Raw genomic sequence first — 18,415 nt, forward strand, 5'->3', positions numbered from 1 at the left:
ACTAGAGAACCAACGATGAAAAAGACTGCTCTCGACTTCTGGGTCGGACTGTTCGTCATACTCGGCTTCGTTGCCCTGTTGTTCCTGGCCCTGAAGGCGGGGAATCTGAGCGCGCTGTCGTTTCAGCCGACCTACACGGTCAAGATGCGCTTCGACAATATCGGCGGCCTGAAGGCGCGCGCGCCGGTCAAGAGCGCGGGTGTGGTGGTGGGACGCGTCAACGCGATCACCTTCGACGATCACTCCTTCCAGGCGCTGGTGACGATCGACGTCGACAAGCAGTTCCAGTTTCCCACGGACTCTTCGGCGAAGATCCTGACCTCCGGCCTGCTGGGCGAGCAGTATATCGGTCTCGAACCGGGCGGCGCGGAGCAGAACCTGAAGGCGGGCGACACGATCACGATGACGCAGTCGGCGATCGTCCTGGAAAACCTGATCGGCCAGTTCCTGTACAGCAAGGCCGCGGATGCGGGAGGCGCCGCCAGCGGAGCGGCCGCAGGTGGCGCGGCGGGCGCGGCCCACGCGCCGGCGTTCCCGGGCGCGGGTGCCGCGATGGGCACGGGCGCGGCGGTTTCCCCGCCGGCCAGCGCGGCGCAATGAACCACACGACAGCACGTTAATTACACAACGAGATCACAGATGGACACAACACGGGCCGCGTGGGCGGTGGTGACGGCGGGGACGCTTCTCGCCGGCTGTTCGACGGTACAGACGCCGAGCAAGGAAGACCCGTTCGAGGGTTTCAACCGTACGGTATTCAAGGTCAACGACAAGATCGACCAGGTTGCGATCCGGCCGGTGGCGAAGGCCTACAACGCGGTGCTGCCGCAGCCGGTGCGCACCAGCGTCTCGAATTTCTTCTCGAACATCGGCGACGTCACGGTGGCCGCGAACAAGTACGCGCAGGGCGACATCGCCGCGGGAACCGAGACGGTGATGCGTGTCGTGATCAACACGATCTTCGGTCTGGGCGGCCTGTTCGACGTCGCGACCCAGGCGAAACTGCCGAAATACCAGGCCGATTTCGGTTTGACGCTCGGTCACTACGGGGTGCCGGCAGGCCCCTATCTGGTGCTGCCGATCCTCGGACCGAGCACGGTGCGGGATGCGGCCGGCTTCGTCGTCGATCGTTACGTGGACCCGAGCAGCTATATCGAGCCGACGTGGGCCGCCTACACGCTGTACGGCGTGCGGGCCATCAGCCTGCGCGCGTCGCTGCTCAACGCCACCGATCTGGTCGCCGATGCCGCGCTGGACAAGTATTCCTTCATTCGCAACGGCTATCTGCAACGGCGGCATTACCTGCTGGGCCAGGACGACGAGACCGCGCTGCCGGATTACGGCGACGCGGACGGCGGCGCGGGCATTGGCGGCACCTCGGGCCCGGCGACGAACCTGAACACGCCGGCCGCCGGGGCCCAGGGCGCCTCCGCCACGGCGCCCGGCGGCGCGTCCGCCGCTTCGGCCACTGGCGCGTCCGCCGCCGCGGCGGATGGCGCGTCGTCGGCCTCGGGCACGGCGGCCACGACGCGGCGCAAGCGCCAGAAACCGGCGGATCTGGATGCACCCGGGCAGACGTTGCCGCGCGGCGGCTATTTGCCAAGTGTGAGATTCTGGTAGGGAAGTATGGACGAGACGAGCCGCGACGCGCCGGGTCCGACGATCGGAGGATCCAGATCCGCGCCACCTTCGGCTTCCTCGATATCACCGCAAAACAAGGAGAGGTATTGATGCGCAAGTTTTTCCTGGCCCCGCTTTTGGCCCTCGCAGTGGGCTTCGCCGGCATGTCCCAGGCCCGGGCGGCCGCCGATACCGCGACCCCCGATGGCCTGATCCGCTCGATCACGACGGATGTGATGAACACCGTGAAGTCCGACTCGGCGCTGCAATCCGGCGACATCAATCAGATCATCACGCTGGTCAATCAGAAGATTCTGCCGTACACGGATTTCGAGCGCACGACGCAGCTCGTCATGGGCCGTTACTGGCGCCAGGCCACGCCCGAACAGCGGCAGCAGATCGCCGAACAGTTCAAGCTGCTGCTGATTCGCACCTATTCCGGCGCGATCGCGCAGGTGCGCAACCAGCAGATCACCTATCTGCCGTTCCGCGCGGCACCGGACGCCAGCGATGTGGTCGTGCGCACCCAGGTGACGAACCAGGGCAACCAGATCGAACTCGATTACCGTCTCGAAAAAACCGCTTCGGGCTGGAAGGTCTATGACCTGAACGTACTGGGCGCGTGGCTGATCCAGGCCTACCAGCAACAGTTCGCCGAGCAGATCCAGCGCAACGGCGTGGCGGGCCTCGTGCAGTTCCTGACGACCCGTAACCAGCAACTGGCGCAAGGCAAGAGCTAAGGAGCGGCGACATGCTGGAAACGGGTGCCGAGATCACGCACGAAACCGCCAGAAAAGTGCTGAAGGCGGGTCTGAAGCGGATCGCCGAGGGCGAGACGCAGCTGGACTGCCTGGCGCTGGTACGTTTCGACTCGTCGGCGCTGGCCGTGCTGATGGCCTGGCGCCGCGCCACGCTGGCGCGGGGGCGGGATCTGAAGGTATTGCGGGCGCCACCGGCGCTCGCCAGCCTCGCTCGTGCCTACGGCGTCGATACGCTCGCGTTCGGCGAGAACTGACGAAGACACGCCATGCTCTGGCGGCTTACCGGGCCGCCGGGGTCCCCCGCGTCGTGTCTGCGTGACGGGGGCTTATCCCTACCCGCGCGCCGATCCCCCGCTTATCCCCTATAATGGCAGGCTTTCCATGGCCGCCCGCGTCCATGGCCGGTCCGGCGCAGGCGCACAGACAGCCGCGCGCGGCCCCGACGCAGGCCGACCAGACCCCGTATACCCATGTCCAGCAGCAAGCCCTCGGCTATCGAAATCCGCAGCGTCAAGAAGCGCTATCGCACGCTGCAAGCCCTCAAGGGCGTCAATCTATCGATCGAGCAGGGCGAATTCTTCGGCCTGCTCGGCCCGAACGGCGCCGGCAAGACCACGCTGATCAGCATCCTGGCCGGCCTCGCGCGCGCCGACAGCGGTACCGTGCAGGTACTGGGGCATGACGTCGTCACGGACTTCCGCCAGGCGCGTCGCTCGCTCGGCGTGGTACCGCAGGAGCTGGTGTTCGATCCCTTCTTCACGGTCCGCGAGATGCTGCGGATCCAGTCCGGGTATTACGGGCTCAACCGCAACGACGCCTGGATCGATGAAATCCTGCATCACCTGGGTCTAAGCGACAAGGCCGACGTCAACACGCGCGCGCTTTCCGGCGGCATGAAGCGGCGCGTGCTGGTCGCGCAGGCGCTGGTGCACCGGCCGCCGGTGATCGTCCTCGACGAACCCACCGCCGGCGTCGACGTCGAGCTGCGGCAGACGCTGTGGCAGTTCATTGCCCGGCTGAACCGGGAAGGGCACACGATCGTGCTGACCACGCACTACCTCGAGGAGGCGCAAAACCTCTGCAACCGGATCGCGATGCTGCGCCGCGGCGAGGTCGTCGCGCTGGAACGCACCGATACCCTGCTGCGCCGTTTCGCCGGGCTGCAATTGGTGTTGCGCCTGAGCGGGTGCGCGTTGCCGGCATCGCTGCGTGCGCTCGAGGCGGAGGCGCCCGGCGCGGCGGCGGCCGCGAGCATCCTTCCCACGGCGCCGGGCGCCGCGCCGGGTGCCATATCGGGAAACGCCGCGGCGCGTCAGTACGTCCTGCGGCTGGGCAGCTATGACGACGTCGAGCCGATCCTGGCGAAATGCCGCGAGGCCGGGTGCGGCTTCGACGATATCGAGATCCGCAAGGCGGACCTCGAGGACGTGTTCCTCCAGCTCACCCGCGAACCTGAAACCGTGGAGGGGCTGTCATGATCGGCTTTCGCACGCTGTTCTACAAAGAGATGCTGCGCTTCTGGAAGGTCGCCTTTCAGACCGTCGCCGCCCCGGTCATCACCGCCTTGCTCTATCTGGCGGTCTTCGGCCACGCGATGCGCGCGAACACGCAGGTCTATGACGGCGTCGCCTATGTCAGCTTCCTGGTGCCCGGCCTGGTGATGATGAGCGTGCTGCAGAACGCCTTCTCGAACAGTTCGTCGTCGCTGATCCAGTCGAAGATCACCGGCAACCTGATCTTCATGCTGCTGCCGCCGCTCGCGCACTGGGAAATGTTCAGCGCCTACGTGCTCGCGTCGATGGTGCGGGGGCTGGTGGTGGGGCTGGGGGTCTTCCTGGTGACCATCTGGTTCGTGCCGATGACGTTCGCCGCGCCGCTGTACATCGTGCTGTTCGCGGTCCTGGGCGCGGGCATCCTCGGCACGCTCGGGCTGATCGCCGGCGTCTGGGCGGACAAGTTCGACCAGTTGGCGGCATTCCAGAATTTCCTGATCATGCCGCTGACCTTCCTCTCGGGCGTGTTCTATTCGACGCATTCGCTGTCGCCCGTGTGGCGCACGGTCTCGTGGTTCAATCCGTTCTTCTACATGATCGACGGCTTTCGCTACGGTTTCTTCGGCATGTCCGACGTCCCGCCATGGCAGAGCCTGGCGGTCGTGGCATGCTTTTTCGTCATACTCGCGGGCATTGCCCTCCGGCTGCTCGCGACCGGATTCAAATTGCGCCACTAGAGGGTGTTTTAGGAGCTTCCCATGTTGCCGACTCCCGAGCAGATCCGCGCCTACATCACCGATGGCCTGTCTTGCGAACACATCGCCGTCGAAGGCGACGGCCAGCATTTCTTCGCGACGATCGTCAGCACCGCGTTCGAGGGCAAGCGCCCGATCGCGCGGCATCAGATCGTCTACGCGGTGCTGGGCGACCGGATGCGCGAGGAGATCCATGCGCTCAGCATGAAGACCCTGACCCCCGTGGAATGGCGCGCCGCGGCCGCGGCGGCCTGAACCGAACCGACGGTTCCGCGCCGGGCCGGGCCGCGTGGCGCGCGGCATGCGGCGGCGGACCAGCCTTACCAGCAAGCCAGGAAAAGAAAGACAGTGCGGATCGAAGACAATCCGGGCGCGGGAGCTTCCGCGGCCGAAGGCAATGAAGCGCGGGAGAGTGCCTCGATGGACAAAATCTGTATCGAAGGCGGCCGGCGGCTCGCGGGCGAAGTCACCGTCTCGGGGGCGAAGAACGCCGCCTTGCCGATTCTCTGCGCCAGCCTGCTGAGCGCGGAGCCGGTCGAACTCGACAACGTGCCCGACCTGAAGGACGTCGGCACGATGCTGGCCCTGCTGCGTCAGATGGGCGTGCGCGCCGAGGTCGACGGCCACCGCGTCACGCTCGACGGCGGGCGCGTCGATCATCCGGTCGCGCCCTACGAGCTGGTCAAGACGATGCGCGCGTCGATTCTCGTGCTCGGCCCGCTGCTCGCGCGGTTCGGGCACGCGCGCGTGTCGCTGCCGGGCGGCTGCGCGATCGGCGCGCGGCCGGTCGATCAGCACATCAAGGGCTTGCAGGCGATGGGCGCGGAGATTTCGATCGATCATGGCTACGTGGAAGCCCGCGCGACGCGGCTCAGGGGCGCGCTGGTCGTCACGGACATGATCACCGTCACCGGCACCGAGAATCTGCTGATGGCCGCCACGCTGGCCGACGGCGAAACGGTGCTGGAGAACGCCGCCCGCGAACCGGAGGTCAGCGACCTGGCCAACCTGCTGGTCGCGATGGGCGCGAAGATCGACGGGATCGGCTCCGACCGTCTGGTGATCCAGGGCGTCGAGCGTCTGCACGGCGCGCGGCACCGGGTGATCCCCGACCGGATCGAGGCGGGCACCTTCCTGTGCGCGGTCGCGGCGGCCGGCGGCGACGTCACGCTGCGCCACGTCGCGCCGGGCCTGCTCGACGCGGTGCTCGAGAAACTGCGCGAGGCCGGCGTCGACATCGATACCGGCGCGGACTGGATCCGCGTGCGCATGGACCGGCGTCCGAAGGCGATCGGTTTTCGCACGTCGGAATACCCGGCGTTTCCGACCGACATGCAGGCGCAGTTCATGGCCCTGAACTGCGTCGCCGACGGCGCCGCGCAGGTCATCGAGACGATTTTCGAGAACCGTTTCATGCATGTGCAGGAACTGAACCGCCTGGGCGCGAACATCACGATCGAGGGCAATACCGCGCTCATCACCGGCAGCCGACAGCTCTCCGGCGCCACGGTGATGGCGACGGATCTGCGCGCCTCGGCGTCGCTGGTGATCGCCGGTCTCGTCGCCGAGGGCCGCACGACGATCGACCGCATCTATCACCTGGACCGCGGGTACGACCGGATGGAAGAGAAGCTGTGCGGGCTCGGCGCGGCGGTGCGCCGCATCCATGGCGACGGGAGCGCGGCATGAACCCGGTTGCCGACGCACTGAACGTGGCGAATGCGGCGAACGTGCCGCTGACGCTGGCGCTGTCCAAGGGCCGGATCTTCGAGGAAACGCGGCCGATGCTGGCCGCGGCCGGCGTCGAGATCACCGAGGATCCGGAGACCTCGCGCAAGCTGATCCTGCCCACGACGAATCCGAACCTGCGCGTCATCGTCGTGCGCGCCACCGACGTTCCCACCTATGTGCAGTACGGCGCCGCGGACTTCGGCGTGGCCGGCAAGGACGTGCTGCTCGAACACGGCGGGGCGGGGCTGTATCAGCCGCTCGATCTGGATATCGCGCACTGCCGGATGTCGGTCGCCGTGCATGTCGATTTCGATTACGCCAGCGCCGTGCGGCAGGGCGCGCGGCTGCGCGTCGCCACCAAATACGTGCAGGTGGCGCGCGAGCATTTCGCGGCCAAGGGCATGCACGTCGACCTCATCAAGCTGTACGGTTCGATGGAACTCGCGCCGCTGGTCGGCCTGGCCGACGCGATCGTCGATCTGGTCAGCTCGGGCGGCACGCTGCGCGCGAACCAGCTGGTGGAGGTCGAGGAAATCATGCAGATCTCGTCGCGGCTGGTGGTCAACCAGGCGGCGCTGAAACTCAAACGCGCGGCGCTCGCGCCATTGCTCGACGCGTTCGCGCGCACCACGCGCGCGAACGCGCCCGCCTGAAAACGGAAGATTCCATGGCACTCAACATTCGTAGACTCGATTCCCGCGACGCCGGCTTCGACGCCACGCTGGCCGCGGTGCTGGCGTTCGAAGCGGGCGAGGACGCCGCGATCGACCAGGCGGTGGCCGGCATCCTGGCCGACGTCAAGACGCGCGGCGACGCCGCCGTGCTCGACTACACCCGCCGTTTCGACCGGCTCGATGCGCAGCACGCGCCGAATGTCGAGGCGCTCGAACTGCGCGCCGACGAACTCGACCGCGCGCTCGACGGCCTGGAACCGGCGCGGCGCCACGCGCTGGAGACGGCGGCGGCGCGCGTGCGTGCCTTCCACGAGAAGCAGGCCACGGAATCCGGCACGCACAGCTGGCAATACACCGAAGCCGACGGCACCATGCTCGGGCAGAAGGTCACGCCGCTGGACCGCGTGGGCATCTACGTGCCGGGCGGCAAGGCGGCCTACCCGTCGTCGGTGCTGATGAACGCGATTCCGGCATCGGTCGCCGGCGTGCGCGAGATCGTCATGGTCGTGCCCACGCCGGGCGGCGTGCGCAACGATCTGGTGCTGGCCGCCGCGCGCCTGGGACGCGTGGACCGCGTCTTCACGATCGGCGGCGCGCAGGCCGTCGGCGCGCTCGCCTACGGCACCCGTACCGTGCCCGCGGTCGACAAGATCGTCGGCCCCGGCAATGCCTATGTGGCGTGCGCGAAGCGCCGCGTCTTCGGCACCGTCGGCATCGACATGATCGCCGGGCCGTCCGAGATTCTGGTGATCTGCGACGGCACCACGGACCCGCGCTGGGTCGCGATGGACCTGTTTTCGCAGGCCGAGCACGACGAACTCGCGCAATCGATCCTGCTGTGTCCGGATGCCGCCTATCTGGACGCCGTGCAGGCGGCGGCCGACGCGCTGCTGCCCACCATGCCCCGGCAGGCGGTGATCCGGGCGTCGCTCGAGGGGCGCGGCGCGCTGATCCAGGTCCGCGACATGGCCGAGGCGTGCGCGATCGCGAACCGCATCGCGCCCGAGCACCTCGAAATCTCCGCCGCCGCGCCCGCGCAATGGGCCGAGCAGATCCGGCACGCCGGCGCCATTTTCCTCGGCCGCTTCAGCAGCGAGAGCCTCGGCGACTACTGCGCCGGCCCGAATCACGTGCTGCCGACTTCCCGCACCGCGCGGTTTTCCTCGCCGCTCGGCGTCTACGACTTCATCAAGCGCTCGAGTCTGATCCAGGTCAGCGAGCAGGGGGCGATGACGCTCGGGCGCATCGCCGCCGAGCTGGCCTACGGGGAAGGGCTGCAGGCCCACGCGCGCAGCGCGGAACTGCGCATGGAGACGCTGGCGGCGCCGGATCCCGCCGCCTGAGCGTCGCCGCGAACCCGGTTAAACTAGCATTCGATCAACCCGCCCGGCCGACGTCATACTCGGCACCCGGCGTTCAACCTGCCTGACACCAAGACCATGCGACCTGCGGAAGTTGTACGCGACACCAGCGAAACGCAAATCCGGGTGAAGCTCGATCTCGACGGCACGGGCCGCCCCGCGCTGCATTCCGGCGTGCCCTTTCTCGACCACATGCTCGACCAGATCGCCCGTCACGGGCTGATCGACCTCGAAGTCGAAGCGAAAGGCGATACCCATATCGACGATCACCACACCGTCGAGGATGTCGGCATCACGCTGGGTCAGGCGGTGGCGAAGGCGATCGGCGATCGCAAGGGCATCCGCCGCTACGGCCATGCCTACGTACCGCTGGACGAGTGCCTGTCGCGCGTCGTCATCGATTTCTCCGGCCGGCCGGGACTCGAATTCCACGTACCGTTCACGCGCGAGCGCGTGGGCACCTTCGACGTGGACCTGACGATCGAATTCTTCCGCGGCTTCGTCAACCATGCCGGCGTGACCCTGCATATCGACAATCTGCGCGGCGTCAACGCGCACCATCAGGTCGAGACGGTCTTCAAGGCCTTCGGCCGCGCGCTGCGCATGGCGGTCGAAATGGACGAGCGCGCCGCCGGGCAGATTCCATCGACCAAGGGCAGTCTCTGAACATGACCAATTCGATCGCCATCGTCGACTACGGAATGGGCAATCTGCGCTCGGTCGCGCAGGCGCTCAAGCACGCCGCACCCGAGGCGCAGGTCGAGATCGTCGCCGATCCGGCGCGCATCGCCACGGCGGACCGTATCGTCCTGCCCGGCCAGGGCGCGATGCCGGACTGCATGCGCGCGTTGCGCGAGTCGGGATTGCAGGAAGCCGTCGTGGCCGCGTCGCGCAGCAAGCCGCTGCTCGGCGTGTGCGTCGGCGAGCAGATGCTGTTCGACCTCAGCGAGGAAGGCGACACGCCCGGCCTCGGGCTGCTGCCCGGCAAGGTGCTGCGCTTCCAGCTCGATGGCCGGACGCAGGACGACGGCTCGCGCTTCAAGACCCCGCAAATGGGCTGGAACCGGGTGCGGCACGCACGCGCGCACCCCTTGTGGGAGGGTATCGCGGACGACGCCTTCTTCTATTTCGTGCACAGCTACTACGTGGCGCCCGCGGATGCCGCCGATACCGTAGGGGTCACCACCTACGGTGCGCCGTTCACGTCGGCGGTGGCGCGGGGCAATATCTTCGCCACGCAGTTCCATCCCGAGAAAAGCGCGGCGGCGGGATTGCGGCTGTATCGCAATTTCGTCGACTGGACGCCCGGCGGCTAGCGCCACGGGTCGATCCGCGAGTCGATCCGCGGAGGATGTGCGGGTAGATTCGAGGAAGGCCGGCAATAACGGCAGGCGGCGCCGGCGGCATGCAAAAAATGAATCAGTGCGTGCGTCAGGCGCCAATCCATCTGTAATACACTACGAGGCATCCGCGGCGTTCCCGGCATCGTGCCGGCGCCCGGCCGACGAGCGGCGGCCCCGCATTCACGCCGCCGCTCGGCCCGCAGAGCCTGCGGGCATCCCTCGACCCGAACCGACCACTACACCGATTTTTATGCTGCTCATTCCGGCCATCGATCTCAAGGACGGTCAGTGCGTCCGCCTCAAGCAGGGTGATATGGACCAGGCGACCGTGTTCGCCGAGGATCCCGCCGCCGCGGCCCGTCACTGGGTCGACCAGGGCGCGCGCCGCCTGCATCTGGTCGACCTCAACGGCGCCTTCGCGGGCAAGCCGCGCAACGAAGCCGCGATCCGCGCCATCATTGCGGAAGTCGGCAACGACATTCCCGTTCAGCTCGGCGGCGGCATTCGCGATCTGAACACGATCGAGCGCTACCTCGACGACGGGCTGTCCTACGTCATCATCGGCACCGCCGCGGTGAAGAATCCCGGCTTGCTCAAGGATGCGTGCACCGCGTTCGCCGGGCACGTGATCGTCGGCCTGGACGCCCGCGACGGCAAGGTCGCGACCGACGGCTGGAGCAAGCTGACCGGCCATGAAGTCATCGACCTGGCGCGCAAGTTCGAGGACTACGGCGTCGAATCGATCATCTACACCGACATCGGCCGCGACGGCATGCTGCACGGCATCAATATCGAGGCCACGGTGCGCCTCGCCAACGCGGTCAAGATTCCCGTGATCGCCAGCGGCGGTCTGTCGAACATGGCCGACATCGACGCGTTGTGCGCGGTGGCGGCCGAAGGCATCGAAGGCGTGATCTGCGGGCGCGCGATCTATTCCGGCGATCTCGACTTCGCGGCGGCGCAGGACCGCGCCGATTCGCTGGCGGGCGGCGACGGCGCGCCCTGATCCCGGCCGGCGCCGGCGCCGTGGCATCGCCACGGTGCCCGCGCGGCGGCAAGTGACCGGCCCGGTGCCGGCGCCTTCGTGAACCCCTAAAGGGCGCGCCCAGCGCGTGCCCGCACCCACCATGGCTCTCGCAAAACGCATCATTCCCTGTCTCGACGTCAACGCCGGGCGTGTCGTCAAGGGGATCAATTTCCTCGAGTTGCGCGACGCCGGCGACCCGGTCGAGGTCGCGCGCCGGTACGACGGCGAAGGCGCCGATGAACTGACCTTTCTCGACATCACGGCCACCGCCGACGACCGCGACCTGATCCTGCCGATCATCGAGGCGGTCGCCTCGCAGGTCTTCATCCCGCTGACGGTGGGCGGCGGCGTGCGCACGGTCGCGGACTACCGGCGCCTGCTCAACGCGGGCGCCGACAAGATCAGCGTCAACTCCTCGGCCGTCGCCAATCCGCAGCTCATCGCCGACGCCGCGAACAAGTACGGCTCGCAATGCGTCGTCGTCGCGATCGATGCGAAGCGCATTGCCGGGGGGCCTGCCGTCGGGGATGCCGCCGCGCGTTGGGAAGTCTTCACCCATGGCGGGCGGCGCGGCACCGGGCTCGACGCCGTCGAGTGGGCGCAGCGCATGGCGGCCCTGGGCGCGGGCGAGATCCTGCTGACCAGCATGGACCGCGACGGCACCAGGAGCGGCTTCGACCTGGCATTGACGCGCGCCGTGTCCGACGCCGTCTCGGTGCCGGTGATCGCCTCGGGCGGCGTCGGCGGGCTCGAACATCTCGCCGAAGGCATCTCGCTCGGCCATGCCGACGCGGTGCTGGCCGCCAGCATCTTCCACTATGGCGAGCACACGGTCGGCGAGGCGAAGCGTTTCATGGCGTCGCGCGGCATCCCGGTGCGTCTGTAGACTTCGTTTTCATCGCCTATCCGCAGGGTTTTCATGACACACGCATGGCTCGACAAAGTAAAGTGGGACGCGGCCGGACTGGTGCCGGTCATCGCCCAGGAATCCGGCAGCAACGATGTCGTGATGTTCGCGTGGATGAACCGCGAGGCGTTGCAGCAGACTCTCGCGCTGCGCCGTGCGGTGTACTGGTCGCGCTCGCGCCAGCGGCTCTGGTTCAAGGGCGAGGAGTCCGGGCACGTGCAGCGCGTCCATGAAGTCCGGCTGGACTGCGACGCGGACGTCGTTCTGTTGAAGATCGAGCAGGTGGGCGGCATCGCCTGCCACACCGGCCGTCATTCCTGCTTTTTCCAGAAATTCGAAGGCGACGCGGACACGGGCGACTGGGTCAGCGTCGAGCCTGTCCTCAAGGATCCGGAGCACATCTACAAATGATCGAAGGCCCCATTTCTCCCCTTCCGGGCGACACGCTCGCCCGCCTGGCCAGTCTGATCGACGGCCGCAAGGGCGGCGACCCGGAAACCTCCTATGTCGCGCGTCTGTTTCACAAGGGCGACGACGCGATCCTGAAGAAGATCGGCGAGGAAGCCACCGAAGTCGTGATGGCCGCCAAGGACGCCCGGCACGGCGGCGACCGGGCCACGCTGGTGGGCGAAGTCGCCGACCTCTGGTTTCATTGCCTGATCGCGCTCTCGCGTTTCGACCTGTCGCCGGCCGACGTGATCGCCGAGCTTGGACGTCGCGAAGGCCTGTCGGGCATCGACGAGAAAGCGTTGCGCAAGGTCCGCGAGCGCGAGCAGAGCGACGCGCGGAACGCCTAGCGAAACACGCCGGGCGCACCCCGCACAGCCGGAGACAGCATGAACGAATTCCAGCGCAGGAAAGCCCATGCCGAGGACGTCGAGACGATCGACGCCACCGAAGTCGCCGACCTGCATCTCGACGACGCGCGCGCGCGGCAGCTGCGGGGGCTGTCGCACATCCTCTACGGCCTGTACGCGCTCGCCTGGTTTACCGGCGGCGTCAGCGGCATCGTCGCCCTCATCATCGACTACGTGAAGCGCGGCGACGCCGGCCAGAGCCTGTATGCATCCCATGCAAATTGGCGGATCCGTACCTTCTGGTGGAGCCTGCTCTGGTTGCTGCTGTCCCTGCCGTTCCTTTTGATCCATATCGGCTATCTGTTTCTCGTCGTCATCTGGATCTGGGGCGGGTACCGCGTGATCAAGGGCTGGCTGCGGCTGTTCGAACTGCGGCCGGTGCCGTGACGCGCGGCGGGTCACCCAAGCACTTTTCCCGATAAGAACCGGAGACGCACATGAGCGAACACAACTGCATTTTCTGCAAGATCGTGAAAGGGGAGATTCCCAGCCGGAAAATCCACGAGGACGACGATTTCTATGCATTCCACGACATCCATCCGGCCGCGCCGGTGCATGCGCTGGTGATCCCGAAGCGGCATATCGAAACCTTGTCCGCCTGCGGCGACGCCGATGCCCCGTTGCTGGGTAAAATGATGGTGCTGACGGCCCGACTCGCGGAGCAGCTCGGCTGCGCCTACACGGGCGGCGAAACGGGCTTTCGCACCGCCATCAACGTGGGGCCGAACGGCGGCCAGGAGGTTTATCATCTGCATGCGCACATCCTCGGCGGACCCCGCCCCTGGTCGCGGATGGAGTAGGCTATAGGAGGGCAGGCAGGCAGCGTGGGTGACGAAGCCTCGCCGGCCCGTGCGGAGTACACATGGATTTTCCACCTGTGGCATAGTCCGGGGCGTTGCCCTGTAGGCTGCAGGTGTCGCGGCGCGGCCGCGAACGAATCGGAGAAACGTAATGGGTTCGCTAAGTATTTGGCATTGGCTGATCGTGCTGGTGATCGTCGCGCTGGTGTTCGGCACGAAGAAACTGCGCAACATGGGTTCGGATCTGGGCGGCGCCGTACGCGGCTTCAAGGACGGCATGCGCGAAGGCGAAATCCCGCCGGGCGGCGTGCCTGGCGAAACCTCGCGCAGCGGCATGCCGCCGGCCGCGGGCATGCCCGGCGAATCGCTGCCGCGCGCGAAGGACACCGTCGACGTCGAGACGCGGGACCGCAGCAACCTGCGCTGACCGTCTGCGCCCCGCATTCCGCGTTTTCGGGCGCGGGGCGGCCGCTGGCCGGTGACGCCGTGCGGTGAGGAGCGGGTGGCGGCATGCCGGGCGATCGCGACGCGGCCGCCCGGAACCCGCGTCCGGCACTCGCACTACGGGAGTCGCGCCCTGCGGAGCGCGCGCCGAGGTTTGCGCTTCGGGGGCCACCGTCGTATCCGCTGCGCTTTCCTTCCGGTTTGAATACATGCTCGATCTTGGTCTTTCGAAACTTGCCATCATCGGGGTCGTCGCGCTGGTCGTGATCGGCCCTGAAAAGCTTCCCCGGGTCGCGCGGACCGCGGGCGCCCTGCTGGGCCGTGCGCAGCGGTACATCAACGACGTCAAGACCGAGGTGTCCCGCGAAATGGACATGGGCGACCTGAAGAGCGCGAAATCCGCGTTCGAGGATGCGGCGCGCAGCGCCCAGTCGTCCGTCCAGGATCATCTTCGGGAAACCGAGGATCACCTCAACGAGACCTGGCGCACGCTGTCGCCCGATCCGGTTCCCGGCAGCGAGGCCGCGAACGCGCCCCCCGCGATCGGCGCCACGGCCGCAAGCGACCACAACCCGTCCGGCTACAGCGTCTACGAAGGGTCGTCGGGCGACGCGGCGAACGCGGCCGGAAGCGCCGCGCAAAACAACGCGAGCGCCGACGCGCCCATCGGCTACGGCACCCATTATTCCGCGAACGATGGCGGCGCCGCGCAGCGTCGGCGCAACTGGCGCGTCAAGCAGGCCGCGCCGCCCGCCTGGTTCAAGCGTACCCAACTGGTGCGTACGCGGCTGCAATCCGGCGCCGCGCGTGTCGCCCGGCATCGTCCGGACGGCCTCAGGCAACCCACCCGCTTCCTTTGATGACGACCAACCCCAACGATCCGAACCAAGCCCCCGCCGACGCGGCCGCAGCGGGCACTGTAGCGGGTGGCGCGGCCACGCCGGGCGAGGATACCTTCATCTCGCATCTGATCGAGTTGCGCGACCGGATCATCCGCGCCGGGATCGCCGTCATCGTCGTCTTCGTCGGGCTGGTCTACTGGGCGCCGGACATCTTCCGCCTGCTCGCCCGGCCGCTGCTGCAGAACCTGCCCGCCGGCGGCAAGATGATCGTCACCGACGTCACGGGTTCGTTTTTCGTGCCGATGAAGGTCACGATGATGGTCGCCTTCGTCATTGCCCTGCCGATCGTGCTCTACCAGCTGTGGGCCTTCGTCGCGCCCGGCCTCTACCAGCACGAGAAGAAGCTGGTCGTGCCGTTGGTGGGCAGCAGCTACTTCCTGTTTCTGTGCGGGATGGCGTTCGCCTATTTCGTCGTGTTCCCGACGATCTTCCGGGTGATGGTGCACTACAACGCGCCGCTGGGCGCCGAGATGAACACCGACATCGACAACTACCTCAGCTTCGTGCTGACGATGTTCCTGTGCTTCGGCGTGACCTTCGAGGTGCCGATCGTCGTCGTGCTGCTGGTGCGCATGGGTTTCGTCCAGCTGAAAAAGCTGAAGGAAATCCGCCCGTACGTGGTGGTGGGCGCATTCGTCGTGTCGGCGGTGGTCACGCCGCCCGACGTCGTCTCCCAGCTCATCCTCGCGGTACCGCTGGTCATTCTCTACGAAGCCGGGTTGATCGCCGCGCGCTTCTTCGTGCCGCGCGTCGCGGCGAACCTGCCGGTGGTATGAGGCGGCGGCCCGGGATGCGGGCCGTGTCGCCTACTCGTCCTCTTCTTCCGAACGCGCCGCGCGCGACGGCGTCGGCCGCTTGCCGATCGACACCGTCAGCGTGATCGGCTTGTTGCGGCGCACGACGTGCAGCGTCGCATCGGTTCCCGGCGCGATCTGCGCGATCACATTCAACAGGCTCACCGTCTCCGTCACCGGCTGATCGTCGACCCCGACGATGATGTCGCCCGGCCGCACGCCGCCCCTGTCCGCCGGCGCGCCCTGCAACACGCCCGCCACGATCGCCCCCGACGCCTGTTTCAAATGAAAGGACTGCGCGATCTCCGGCGTGATGTCCTGCGGCTCCACGCCGATCCAGCCGCGCGTCACCGAGCCCGTCTGAATGATGCTGTCGAGCACCATGCGCGCCGTCGACACCGGGGTCGCGAACCCGATGCCCAGCGAGCCGCCGCTGCGGGAATAGATGGCGGTATTGATGCCAATCAGGTTACCCTCGACATCGACGAGCGCGCCGCCCGAGTTGCCCGGATTGATCGCCGCGTCGGTCTGGATGAAGTTTTCGAAGGGGGTGATGCCGAGGTGATTGCGGCCCAGCGCGCTGATGATGCCCATCGTCACGGTCTGGCCGACGGCGAACGGATTGCCGATCGCCAGCACCACGTCGCCCACCCGGTGGTCCTCGATATGGCCCAGCGCGATCGTCGGCAGGTCCGGCAGATCGATCTTCAGCACCGCCAGATCGGTATCCGGATCCGCGCCGATCACCTTCGCCGACGTCTTGCGGCCGTCCGCGAGCGCCACCTCGATCTCGTCCGCGCCCTCGACGACATGCTGATTCGTAAGGATGTATCCTTCGGCGTTGACGATCACGCCCGAACCCAGGTTCGAGGCCGGCGTACGCTCCTCGCGGCCGCGGTTGCCGGGGACCCTGCCGCCGCGCGCGCCCTTGTTGCCGTACAGATAGCGATACAGCGGGTCGTTCATGCGCAGATCGCGCTTCGACGCCGCATGGCCCTTGGTCGAGAAAACATTGACCACGGCCGGCATCGCCCGATGCGCCGCACCGGCGTACGACGTGTCCGCGCGTGGCAGGCGCCGGTCGACCGCATCGCGCCCGTTACCGGGCGGCGCATGGGAGAAGGGCGTCGATGCGCTGGTGCCGGGCGCCGTCGCGGCGGTATCTTGCGCCGTTCCGCCAGCGTCCGTCCGGTGGGTAAAGAGGCCGCCATCGCCGTGGGGAAGCCACTGCGGTTTCAGGGTCGAAACGACGAAAAGCAACGCCAGTACGACCGTGACCGCTTGCGCGAAGAACAACCAGAAGCGTCTAAGCATCTGAATATTGAGGTTTATATGGACCGTAACGAACTGGAATTGTATCTGAACAATGTCCTGGAAATCGGGCGTTTCCGTGACTACTGCCCGAATGGATTGCAGGTGGAGGGGCGCCGCCGGGTCATGCGCCTCGCCACCGGCGTCACCGCGTCGCTCGAATTGATCGACGCCGCGATCGAATGGGAAGCCGATGCCATCCTCGTGCATCACGGCTATTTCTGGAAGAACGAGAACCCGGCGATCACCGGCATGAAGCTCGGCCGCCTGCGCCGGCTGCTGGTCAACGACATCAACCTGTTCGCCTATCACCTGCCGCTCGACGCCCATCCCGAGTTCGGCAACAACGTCCAGCTCGGCAAACGCTTCGGCTGGATCGCCGACGGGCGCTTCGGCGAGAACGACATGGGCTGGTCGTCCGCGCTGCCGTTCCCCGTCACCCTCGAGAGCCTGGCCCGGCATGTCCAGAACGTACTGGGGCGCACGCCGCTGGTGATCGGCGATCCGCAGAGCGAAGTGCGGCGCGTCTCGTGGTGCACCGGCGGCGCGCAGGGGTACTTCGAGGATGCGGTCGCCTCCGGCACCGACGTCTACCTCAGCGGCGAGATTTCCGAGCAGACCACGCATATCGCCCGCGAGACCGGCGTCGGCTACATCGCGGCCGGGCATCACGCCACCGAGCGTTACGGCGTGCAGGCGCTGGGCGAGCATCTGGCCGAGACTTTCGAACTGGAACATCAGTTCTTCGACATCCATAATCCGGTCTGAGGCGTCTGGTCGCGCCCGTGCGTCCGGCCCGCGCGGTATCATGCGGCCGCTGACAGCATGACGCCCCACGATGCGACGAGGAGCCTGGATGCCGGACAACACGCGATCCGATCGACCGACGATGCCTGAACGGCCTGACGTCGAATCGCCTGCCATCGAATCGCCGGAGGGCGCGCCGCCGAGGGGCGCGCCGCCAAAGGGCGCGCCGCCCAAGGGCGCTGCGCCGGAGGGCGCGCCGCCGGAGGGCGCGCCGCCTTCCCGCACGGCGCTCGATCGCCGCCGCCGCACCTGGCTCATCGCCACCTCGGTGCTGGGCGGCGCGGGTGGCGTGGCCGCCGTCGCGCCGCTGATCGGCTCGCTGGGGCCCTCGGCGCGGGTGCGGGCCAGTGCCGCGCCGCTCGAGGTCGACCTGGGCACGCTCGCGCCGGGGCAGGTCGTCACCGTCGCCTGGCGCGGCCGGCCGGTCTGGATCCTGAACCGCACCGCCGCGATGCTCGCCGAGGTCGACGCCGCCACGCCCCGGTGCGCCGATCCCCACTCGCTGCGCCCCTACACGATGCCGCTGCCCGAGTACTGCCGCAACGGTTATCGCGCGCGTGCCGAGCATCCGAACATCGCCGTGCTCGTCGGCGTCTGCACGCATCTGGGTTGCACTCCGGTGCCGCGCTTCGCCGCCGGCGCGCAGCCGAACCTGCCGGCCGACTGGCCGGGCGGCTGGCTCTGCCCCTGTCATGGCTCGACCTTCGACCTGGCGGGGCGCGTGTTTCGCAACCAGCCCGCGCCGCAGAACCTCGACGTGCCCCGTTACAGCTTCCTGTCGCCCGCGCGACTGGTGATCGGGCGCGACGAACACGGCGAGGCCTGACC

24 protein-coding genes are annotated in these 18,415 nt (G+C 67.5%); 23 read left to right on the top strand and 1 reads right to left on the bottom strand.

Annotation, left to right across the window (positions count from 1 at the left end; all coding sequences use genetic code 11):
• Positions 1-15 precede the first annotated feature (15 nt).
• The 21 genes from mlaD to tatC all read left to right on the top strand — a co-directional run bounded on the left by mlaD (position 16) and on the right by tatC (position 15,451).
• Complete coding sequence (gene mlaD, locus OVY01_RS14075) at positions 16-600, top strand: outer membrane lipid asymmetry maintenance protein MlaD (RefSeq protein WP_267848230.1); 585 nt, start codon at positions 16-18, stop codon at positions 598-600.
• A 39-nt stretch (positions 601-639) separates the two neighbouring features.
• Complete coding sequence (locus tag OVY01_RS14080) at positions 640-1,620, top strand: MlaA family lipoprotein (protein WP_267848231.1); 981 nt, start codon at positions 640-642, stop codon at positions 1,618-1,620.
• 110 nt (positions 1,621-1,730) lie between these two features.
• A complete protein-coding gene (locus OVY01_RS14085; RefSeq protein WP_267848232.1) occupies positions 1,731-2,360 on the top strand; it encodes an MlaC/ttg2D family ABC transporter substrate-binding protein in 630 nt (209 codons plus the stop codon).
• Between the two features lie 11 nt (positions 2,361-2,371).
• On the top strand, positions 2,372-2,635 hold the full coding sequence (locus OVY01_RS14090) for an STAS domain-containing protein (RefSeq protein WP_267848233.1): 264 nt from the start codon (positions 2,372-2,374) through the stop codon (positions 2,633-2,635).
• Positions 2,636-2,851: 216 nt separating this feature from the next.
• On the top strand, positions 2,852-3,859 hold the full coding sequence (locus OVY01_RS14095; RefSeq protein WP_267848234.1) for an ABC transporter ATP-binding protein: 1,008 nt from the start codon (positions 2,852-2,854) through the stop codon (positions 3,857-3,859).
• On the top strand, positions 3,856-4,611 hold the full coding sequence (locus OVY01_RS14100) for an ABC transporter permease (RefSeq protein ID WP_267848235.1): 756 nt from the start codon (positions 3,856-3,858) through the stop codon (positions 4,609-4,611). The genes OVY01_RS14095 and OVY01_RS14100 overlap by 4 nt, the downstream gene beginning before the upstream one ends.
• A gap of 21 nt (positions 4,612-4,632) precedes the next feature.
• Positions 4,633-4,884, top strand: coding sequence for a BolA family protein (locus tag OVY01_RS14105; protein ID WP_267848236.1), 252 nt, complete (start codon positions 4,633-4,635; stop codon positions 4,882-4,884).
• 165 nt (positions 4,885-5,049) lie between these two features.
• Positions 5,050-6,318, top strand: coding sequence for a UDP-N-acetylglucosamine 1-carboxyvinyltransferase (murA, locus tag OVY01_RS14110; protein ID WP_267848237.1), 1,269 nt, complete (start codon positions 5,050-5,052; stop codon positions 6,316-6,318).
• Entirely contained in the window at positions 6,315-7,013 is a 699-nt protein-coding gene (hisG, locus tag OVY01_RS14115; protein ID WP_267848238.1) for an ATP phosphoribosyltransferase, read from the top strand. Before murA ends, hisG begins: the two co-directional genes overlap by 4 nt.
• A 14-nt stretch (positions 7,014-7,027) precedes the next feature.
• Positions 7,028-8,377 carry a histidinol dehydrogenase gene (gene hisD, locus OVY01_RS14120; protein WP_267848239.1) on the top strand — a complete coding sequence of 450 codons (1,350 nt, stop codon included), beginning with the start codon at positions 7,028-7,030 and terminating at the stop codon, positions 8,375-8,377.
• Positions 8,378-8,473: 96 nt separating this feature from the next.
• The gene (gene hisB, locus OVY01_RS14125) at positions 8,474-9,061 is read left to right on the top strand and encodes an imidazoleglycerol-phosphate dehydratase HisB (RefSeq protein WP_267848240.1); all 588 of its coding nucleotides are present in this window, start codon (positions 8,474-8,476) and stop codon (positions 9,059-9,061) included.
• A gap of 2 nt (positions 9,062-9,063) precedes the next feature.
• Positions 9,064-9,711 carry an imidazole glycerol phosphate synthase subunit HisH gene (gene hisH, locus OVY01_RS14130; RefSeq protein ID WP_267848241.1) on the top strand — a complete coding sequence of 216 codons (648 nt, stop codon included), beginning with the start codon at positions 9,064-9,066 and terminating at the stop codon, positions 9,709-9,711.
• Between the two features lie 277 nt (positions 9,712-9,988).
• Positions 9,989-10,744, top strand: a complete 756-nt coding sequence (gene hisA / locus OVY01_RS14135) for a 1-(5-phosphoribosyl)-5-[(5-phosphoribosylamino)methylideneamino]imidazole-4-carboxamide isomerase (RefSeq protein ID WP_267848242.1) — start codon at positions 9,989-9,991, stop codon at positions 10,742-10,744.
• Between the two features lie 121 nt (positions 10,745-10,865).
• Positions 10,866-11,651, top strand: coding sequence for an imidazole glycerol phosphate synthase subunit HisF (gene hisF, locus OVY01_RS14140; RefSeq protein WP_267848243.1), 786 nt, complete (start codon positions 10,866-10,868; stop codon positions 11,649-11,651).
• Positions 11,652-11,684: 33 nt separating this feature from the next.
• A complete protein-coding gene (gene hisI, locus OVY01_RS14145; protein WP_267848244.1) occupies positions 11,685-12,083 on the top strand; it encodes a phosphoribosyl-AMP cyclohydrolase in 399 nt (132 codons plus the stop codon).
• A complete protein-coding gene (locus OVY01_RS14150) occupies positions 12,080-12,469 on the top strand; it encodes a phosphoribosyl-ATP diphosphatase (RefSeq protein WP_267848245.1) in 390 nt (129 codons plus the stop codon). Before hisI ends, OVY01_RS14150 begins: the two co-directional genes overlap by 4 nt.
• 39 nt (positions 12,470-12,508) lie before the next feature.
• Positions 12,509-12,916, top strand: a complete 408-nt coding sequence (locus OVY01_RS14155; protein WP_267848246.1) for a DUF4870 family protein — start codon at positions 12,509-12,511, stop codon at positions 12,914-12,916.
• A gap of 50 nt (positions 12,917-12,966) precedes the next feature.
• Complete coding sequence (locus OVY01_RS14160) at positions 12,967-13,329, top strand: histidine triad nucleotide-binding protein (protein WP_267848247.1); 363 nt, start codon at positions 12,967-12,969, stop codon at positions 13,327-13,329.
• Positions 13,330-13,480: 151 nt separating this feature from the next.
• Positions 13,481-13,756, top strand: coding sequence for a Sec-independent protein translocase subunit TatA (gene tatA, locus OVY01_RS14165; protein WP_432422247.1), 276 nt, complete (start codon positions 13,481-13,483; stop codon positions 13,754-13,756).
• A 226-nt stretch (positions 13,757-13,982) separates the two neighbouring features.
• Entirely contained in the window at positions 13,983-14,633 is a 651-nt protein-coding gene (gene tatB, locus OVY01_RS14170) for a Sec-independent protein translocase protein TatB (RefSeq protein WP_267848248.1), read from the top strand.
• The gene (gene tatC / locus OVY01_RS14175; RefSeq protein WP_267848249.1) at positions 14,633-15,451 is read left to right on the top strand and encodes a twin-arginine translocase subunit TatC; all 819 of its coding nucleotides are present in this window, start codon (positions 14,633-14,635) and stop codon (positions 15,449-15,451) included. Before tatB ends, tatC begins: the two co-directional genes overlap by 1 nt.
• Positions 15,452-15,481: 30 nt before the next feature.
• On the opposite strand, the gene OVY01_RS14180 is transcribed toward tatC, so the two are convergent.
• Positions 15,482-16,783: a S1C family serine protease gene (locus OVY01_RS14180; protein WP_267848250.1), complete on the bottom strand. Its 1,302-nt coding sequence runs from the start codon at positions 16,781-16,783 to the stop codon at positions 15,482-15,484.
• Positions 16,784-16,801: 18 nt separating this feature from the next.
• On the opposite strand from OVY01_RS14180, the gene OVY01_RS14185 reads away from it, so the two are divergent.
• Both OVY01_RS14185 and petA read left to right on the top strand, forming a co-directional pair.
• On the top strand, positions 16,802-17,548 hold the full coding sequence (locus OVY01_RS14185; RefSeq protein WP_267848251.1) for a Nif3-like dinuclear metal center hexameric protein: 747 nt from the start codon (positions 16,802-16,804) through the stop codon (positions 17,546-17,548).
• 121 nt (positions 17,549-17,669) lie between these two features.
• A complete protein-coding gene (gene petA, locus OVY01_RS14190) occupies positions 17,670-18,413 on the top strand; it encodes a ubiquinol-cytochrome c reductase iron-sulfur subunit (RefSeq protein WP_267848252.1) in 744 nt (247 codons plus the stop codon).
• Positions 18,414-18,415: the final 2 nt, after the last annotated feature.

Origin of the sequence: Robbsia betulipollinis (assembly GCF_026624755.1) — a bacterium.
In the GTDB taxonomy this organism is placed as follows: Bacteria; Pseudomonadota; Gammaproteobacteria; order Burkholderiales; family Burkholderiaceae; genus Robbsia; species Robbsia betulipollinis.

Excerpts from the sequence above, each read along its gene's own strand:
- tatC (WP_267848249.1), top strand. The coding sequence starts at position 14,633 with ATGACGACCAACCCCAACGATCCGAACCAAGCCCCCGCCGACGCGGCC.
- OVY01_RS14160 (WP_267848247.1), top strand. The coding sequence starts at position 12,967 with ATGAGCGAACACAACTGCATTTTCTGCAAGATCGTGAAAGGGGAGATT.
- OVY01_RS14100 (WP_267848235.1), top strand. The coding sequence starts at position 3,856 with ATGATCGGCTTTCGCACGCTGTTCTACAAAGAGATGCTGCGCTTCTGG.
- hisF (WP_267848243.1), top strand. The coding sequence starts at position 10,866 with ATGGCTCTCGCAAAACGCATCATTCCCTGTCTCGACGTCAACGCCGGG.
- OVY01_RS14085 (WP_267848232.1), top strand. The coding sequence starts at position 1,731 with ATGCGCAAGTTTTTCCTGGCCCCGCTTTTGGCCCTCGCAGTGGGCTTC.
- tatB (WP_267848248.1), top strand. The coding sequence starts at position 13,983 with ATGCTCGATCTTGGTCTTTCGAAACTTGCCATCATCGGGGTCGTCGCG.
- petA (WP_267848252.1), top strand. The coding sequence starts at position 17,670 with ATGCCTGAACGGCCTGACGTCGAATCGCCTGCCATCGAATCGCCGGAG.
- OVY01_RS14080 (WP_267848231.1), top strand. The coding sequence starts at position 640 with ATGGACACAACACGGGCCGCGTGGGCGGTGGTGACGGCGGGGACGCTT.
- OVY01_RS14090 (WP_267848233.1), top strand. The coding sequence starts at position 2,372 with ATGCTGGAAACGGGTGCCGAGATCACGCACGAAACCGCCAGAAAAGTG.
- hisA (WP_267848242.1), top strand. The coding sequence starts at position 9,989 with ATGCTGCTCATTCCGGCCATCGATCTCAAGGACGGTCAGTGCGTCCGC.
- hisB (WP_267848240.1), top strand. The coding sequence starts at position 8,474 with ATGCGACCTGCGGAAGTTGTACGCGACACCAGCGAAACGCAAATCCGG.
- OVY01_RS14095 (WP_267848234.1), top strand. The coding sequence starts at position 2,852 with ATGTCCAGCAGCAAGCCCTCGGCTATCGAAATCCGCAGCGTCAAGAAG.
- OVY01_RS14185 (WP_267848251.1), top strand. The coding sequence starts at position 16,802 with ATGGACCGTAACGAACTGGAATTGTATCTGAACAATGTCCTGGAAATC.
- tatA (WP_432422247.1), top strand. The coding sequence starts at position 13,481 with ATGGGTTCGCTAAGTATTTGGCATTGGCTGATCGTGCTGGTGATCGTC.
- hisD (WP_267848239.1), top strand. The coding sequence starts at position 7,028 with ATGGCACTCAACATTCGTAGACTCGATTCCCGCGACGCCGGCTTCGAC.
- OVY01_RS14155 (WP_267848246.1), top strand. The coding sequence starts at position 12,509 with ATGAACGAATTCCAGCGCAGGAAAGCCCATGCCGAGGACGTCGAGACG.
- murA (WP_267848237.1), top strand. The coding sequence starts at position 5,050 with ATGGACAAAATCTGTATCGAAGGCGGCCGGCGGCTCGCGGGCGAAGTC.
- OVY01_RS14105 (WP_267848236.1), top strand. The coding sequence starts at position 4,633 with ATGTTGCCGACTCCCGAGCAGATCCGCGCCTACATCACCGATGGCCTG.
- mlaD (WP_267848230.1), top strand. The coding sequence starts at position 16 with ATGAAAAAGACTGCTCTCGACTTCTGGGTCGGACTGTTCGTCATACTC.
- OVY01_RS14150 (WP_267848245.1), top strand. The coding sequence starts at position 12,080 with ATGATCGAAGGCCCCATTTCTCCCCTTCCGGGCGACACGCTCGCCCGC.
- OVY01_RS14180 (WP_267848250.1), bottom strand. The coding sequence starts at position 16,783 with ATGCTTAGACGCTTCTGGTTGTTCTTCGCGCAAGCGGTCACGGTCGTA.
- hisG (WP_267848238.1), top strand. The coding sequence starts at position 6,315 with ATGAACCCGGTTGCCGACGCACTGAACGTGGCGAATGCGGCGAACGTG.
- hisH (WP_267848241.1), top strand. The coding sequence starts at position 9,064 with ATGACCAATTCGATCGCCATCGTCGACTACGGAATGGGCAATCTGCGC.
- hisI (WP_267848244.1), top strand. The coding sequence starts at position 11,685 with ATGACACACGCATGGCTCGACAAAGTAAAGTGGGACGCGGCCGGACTG.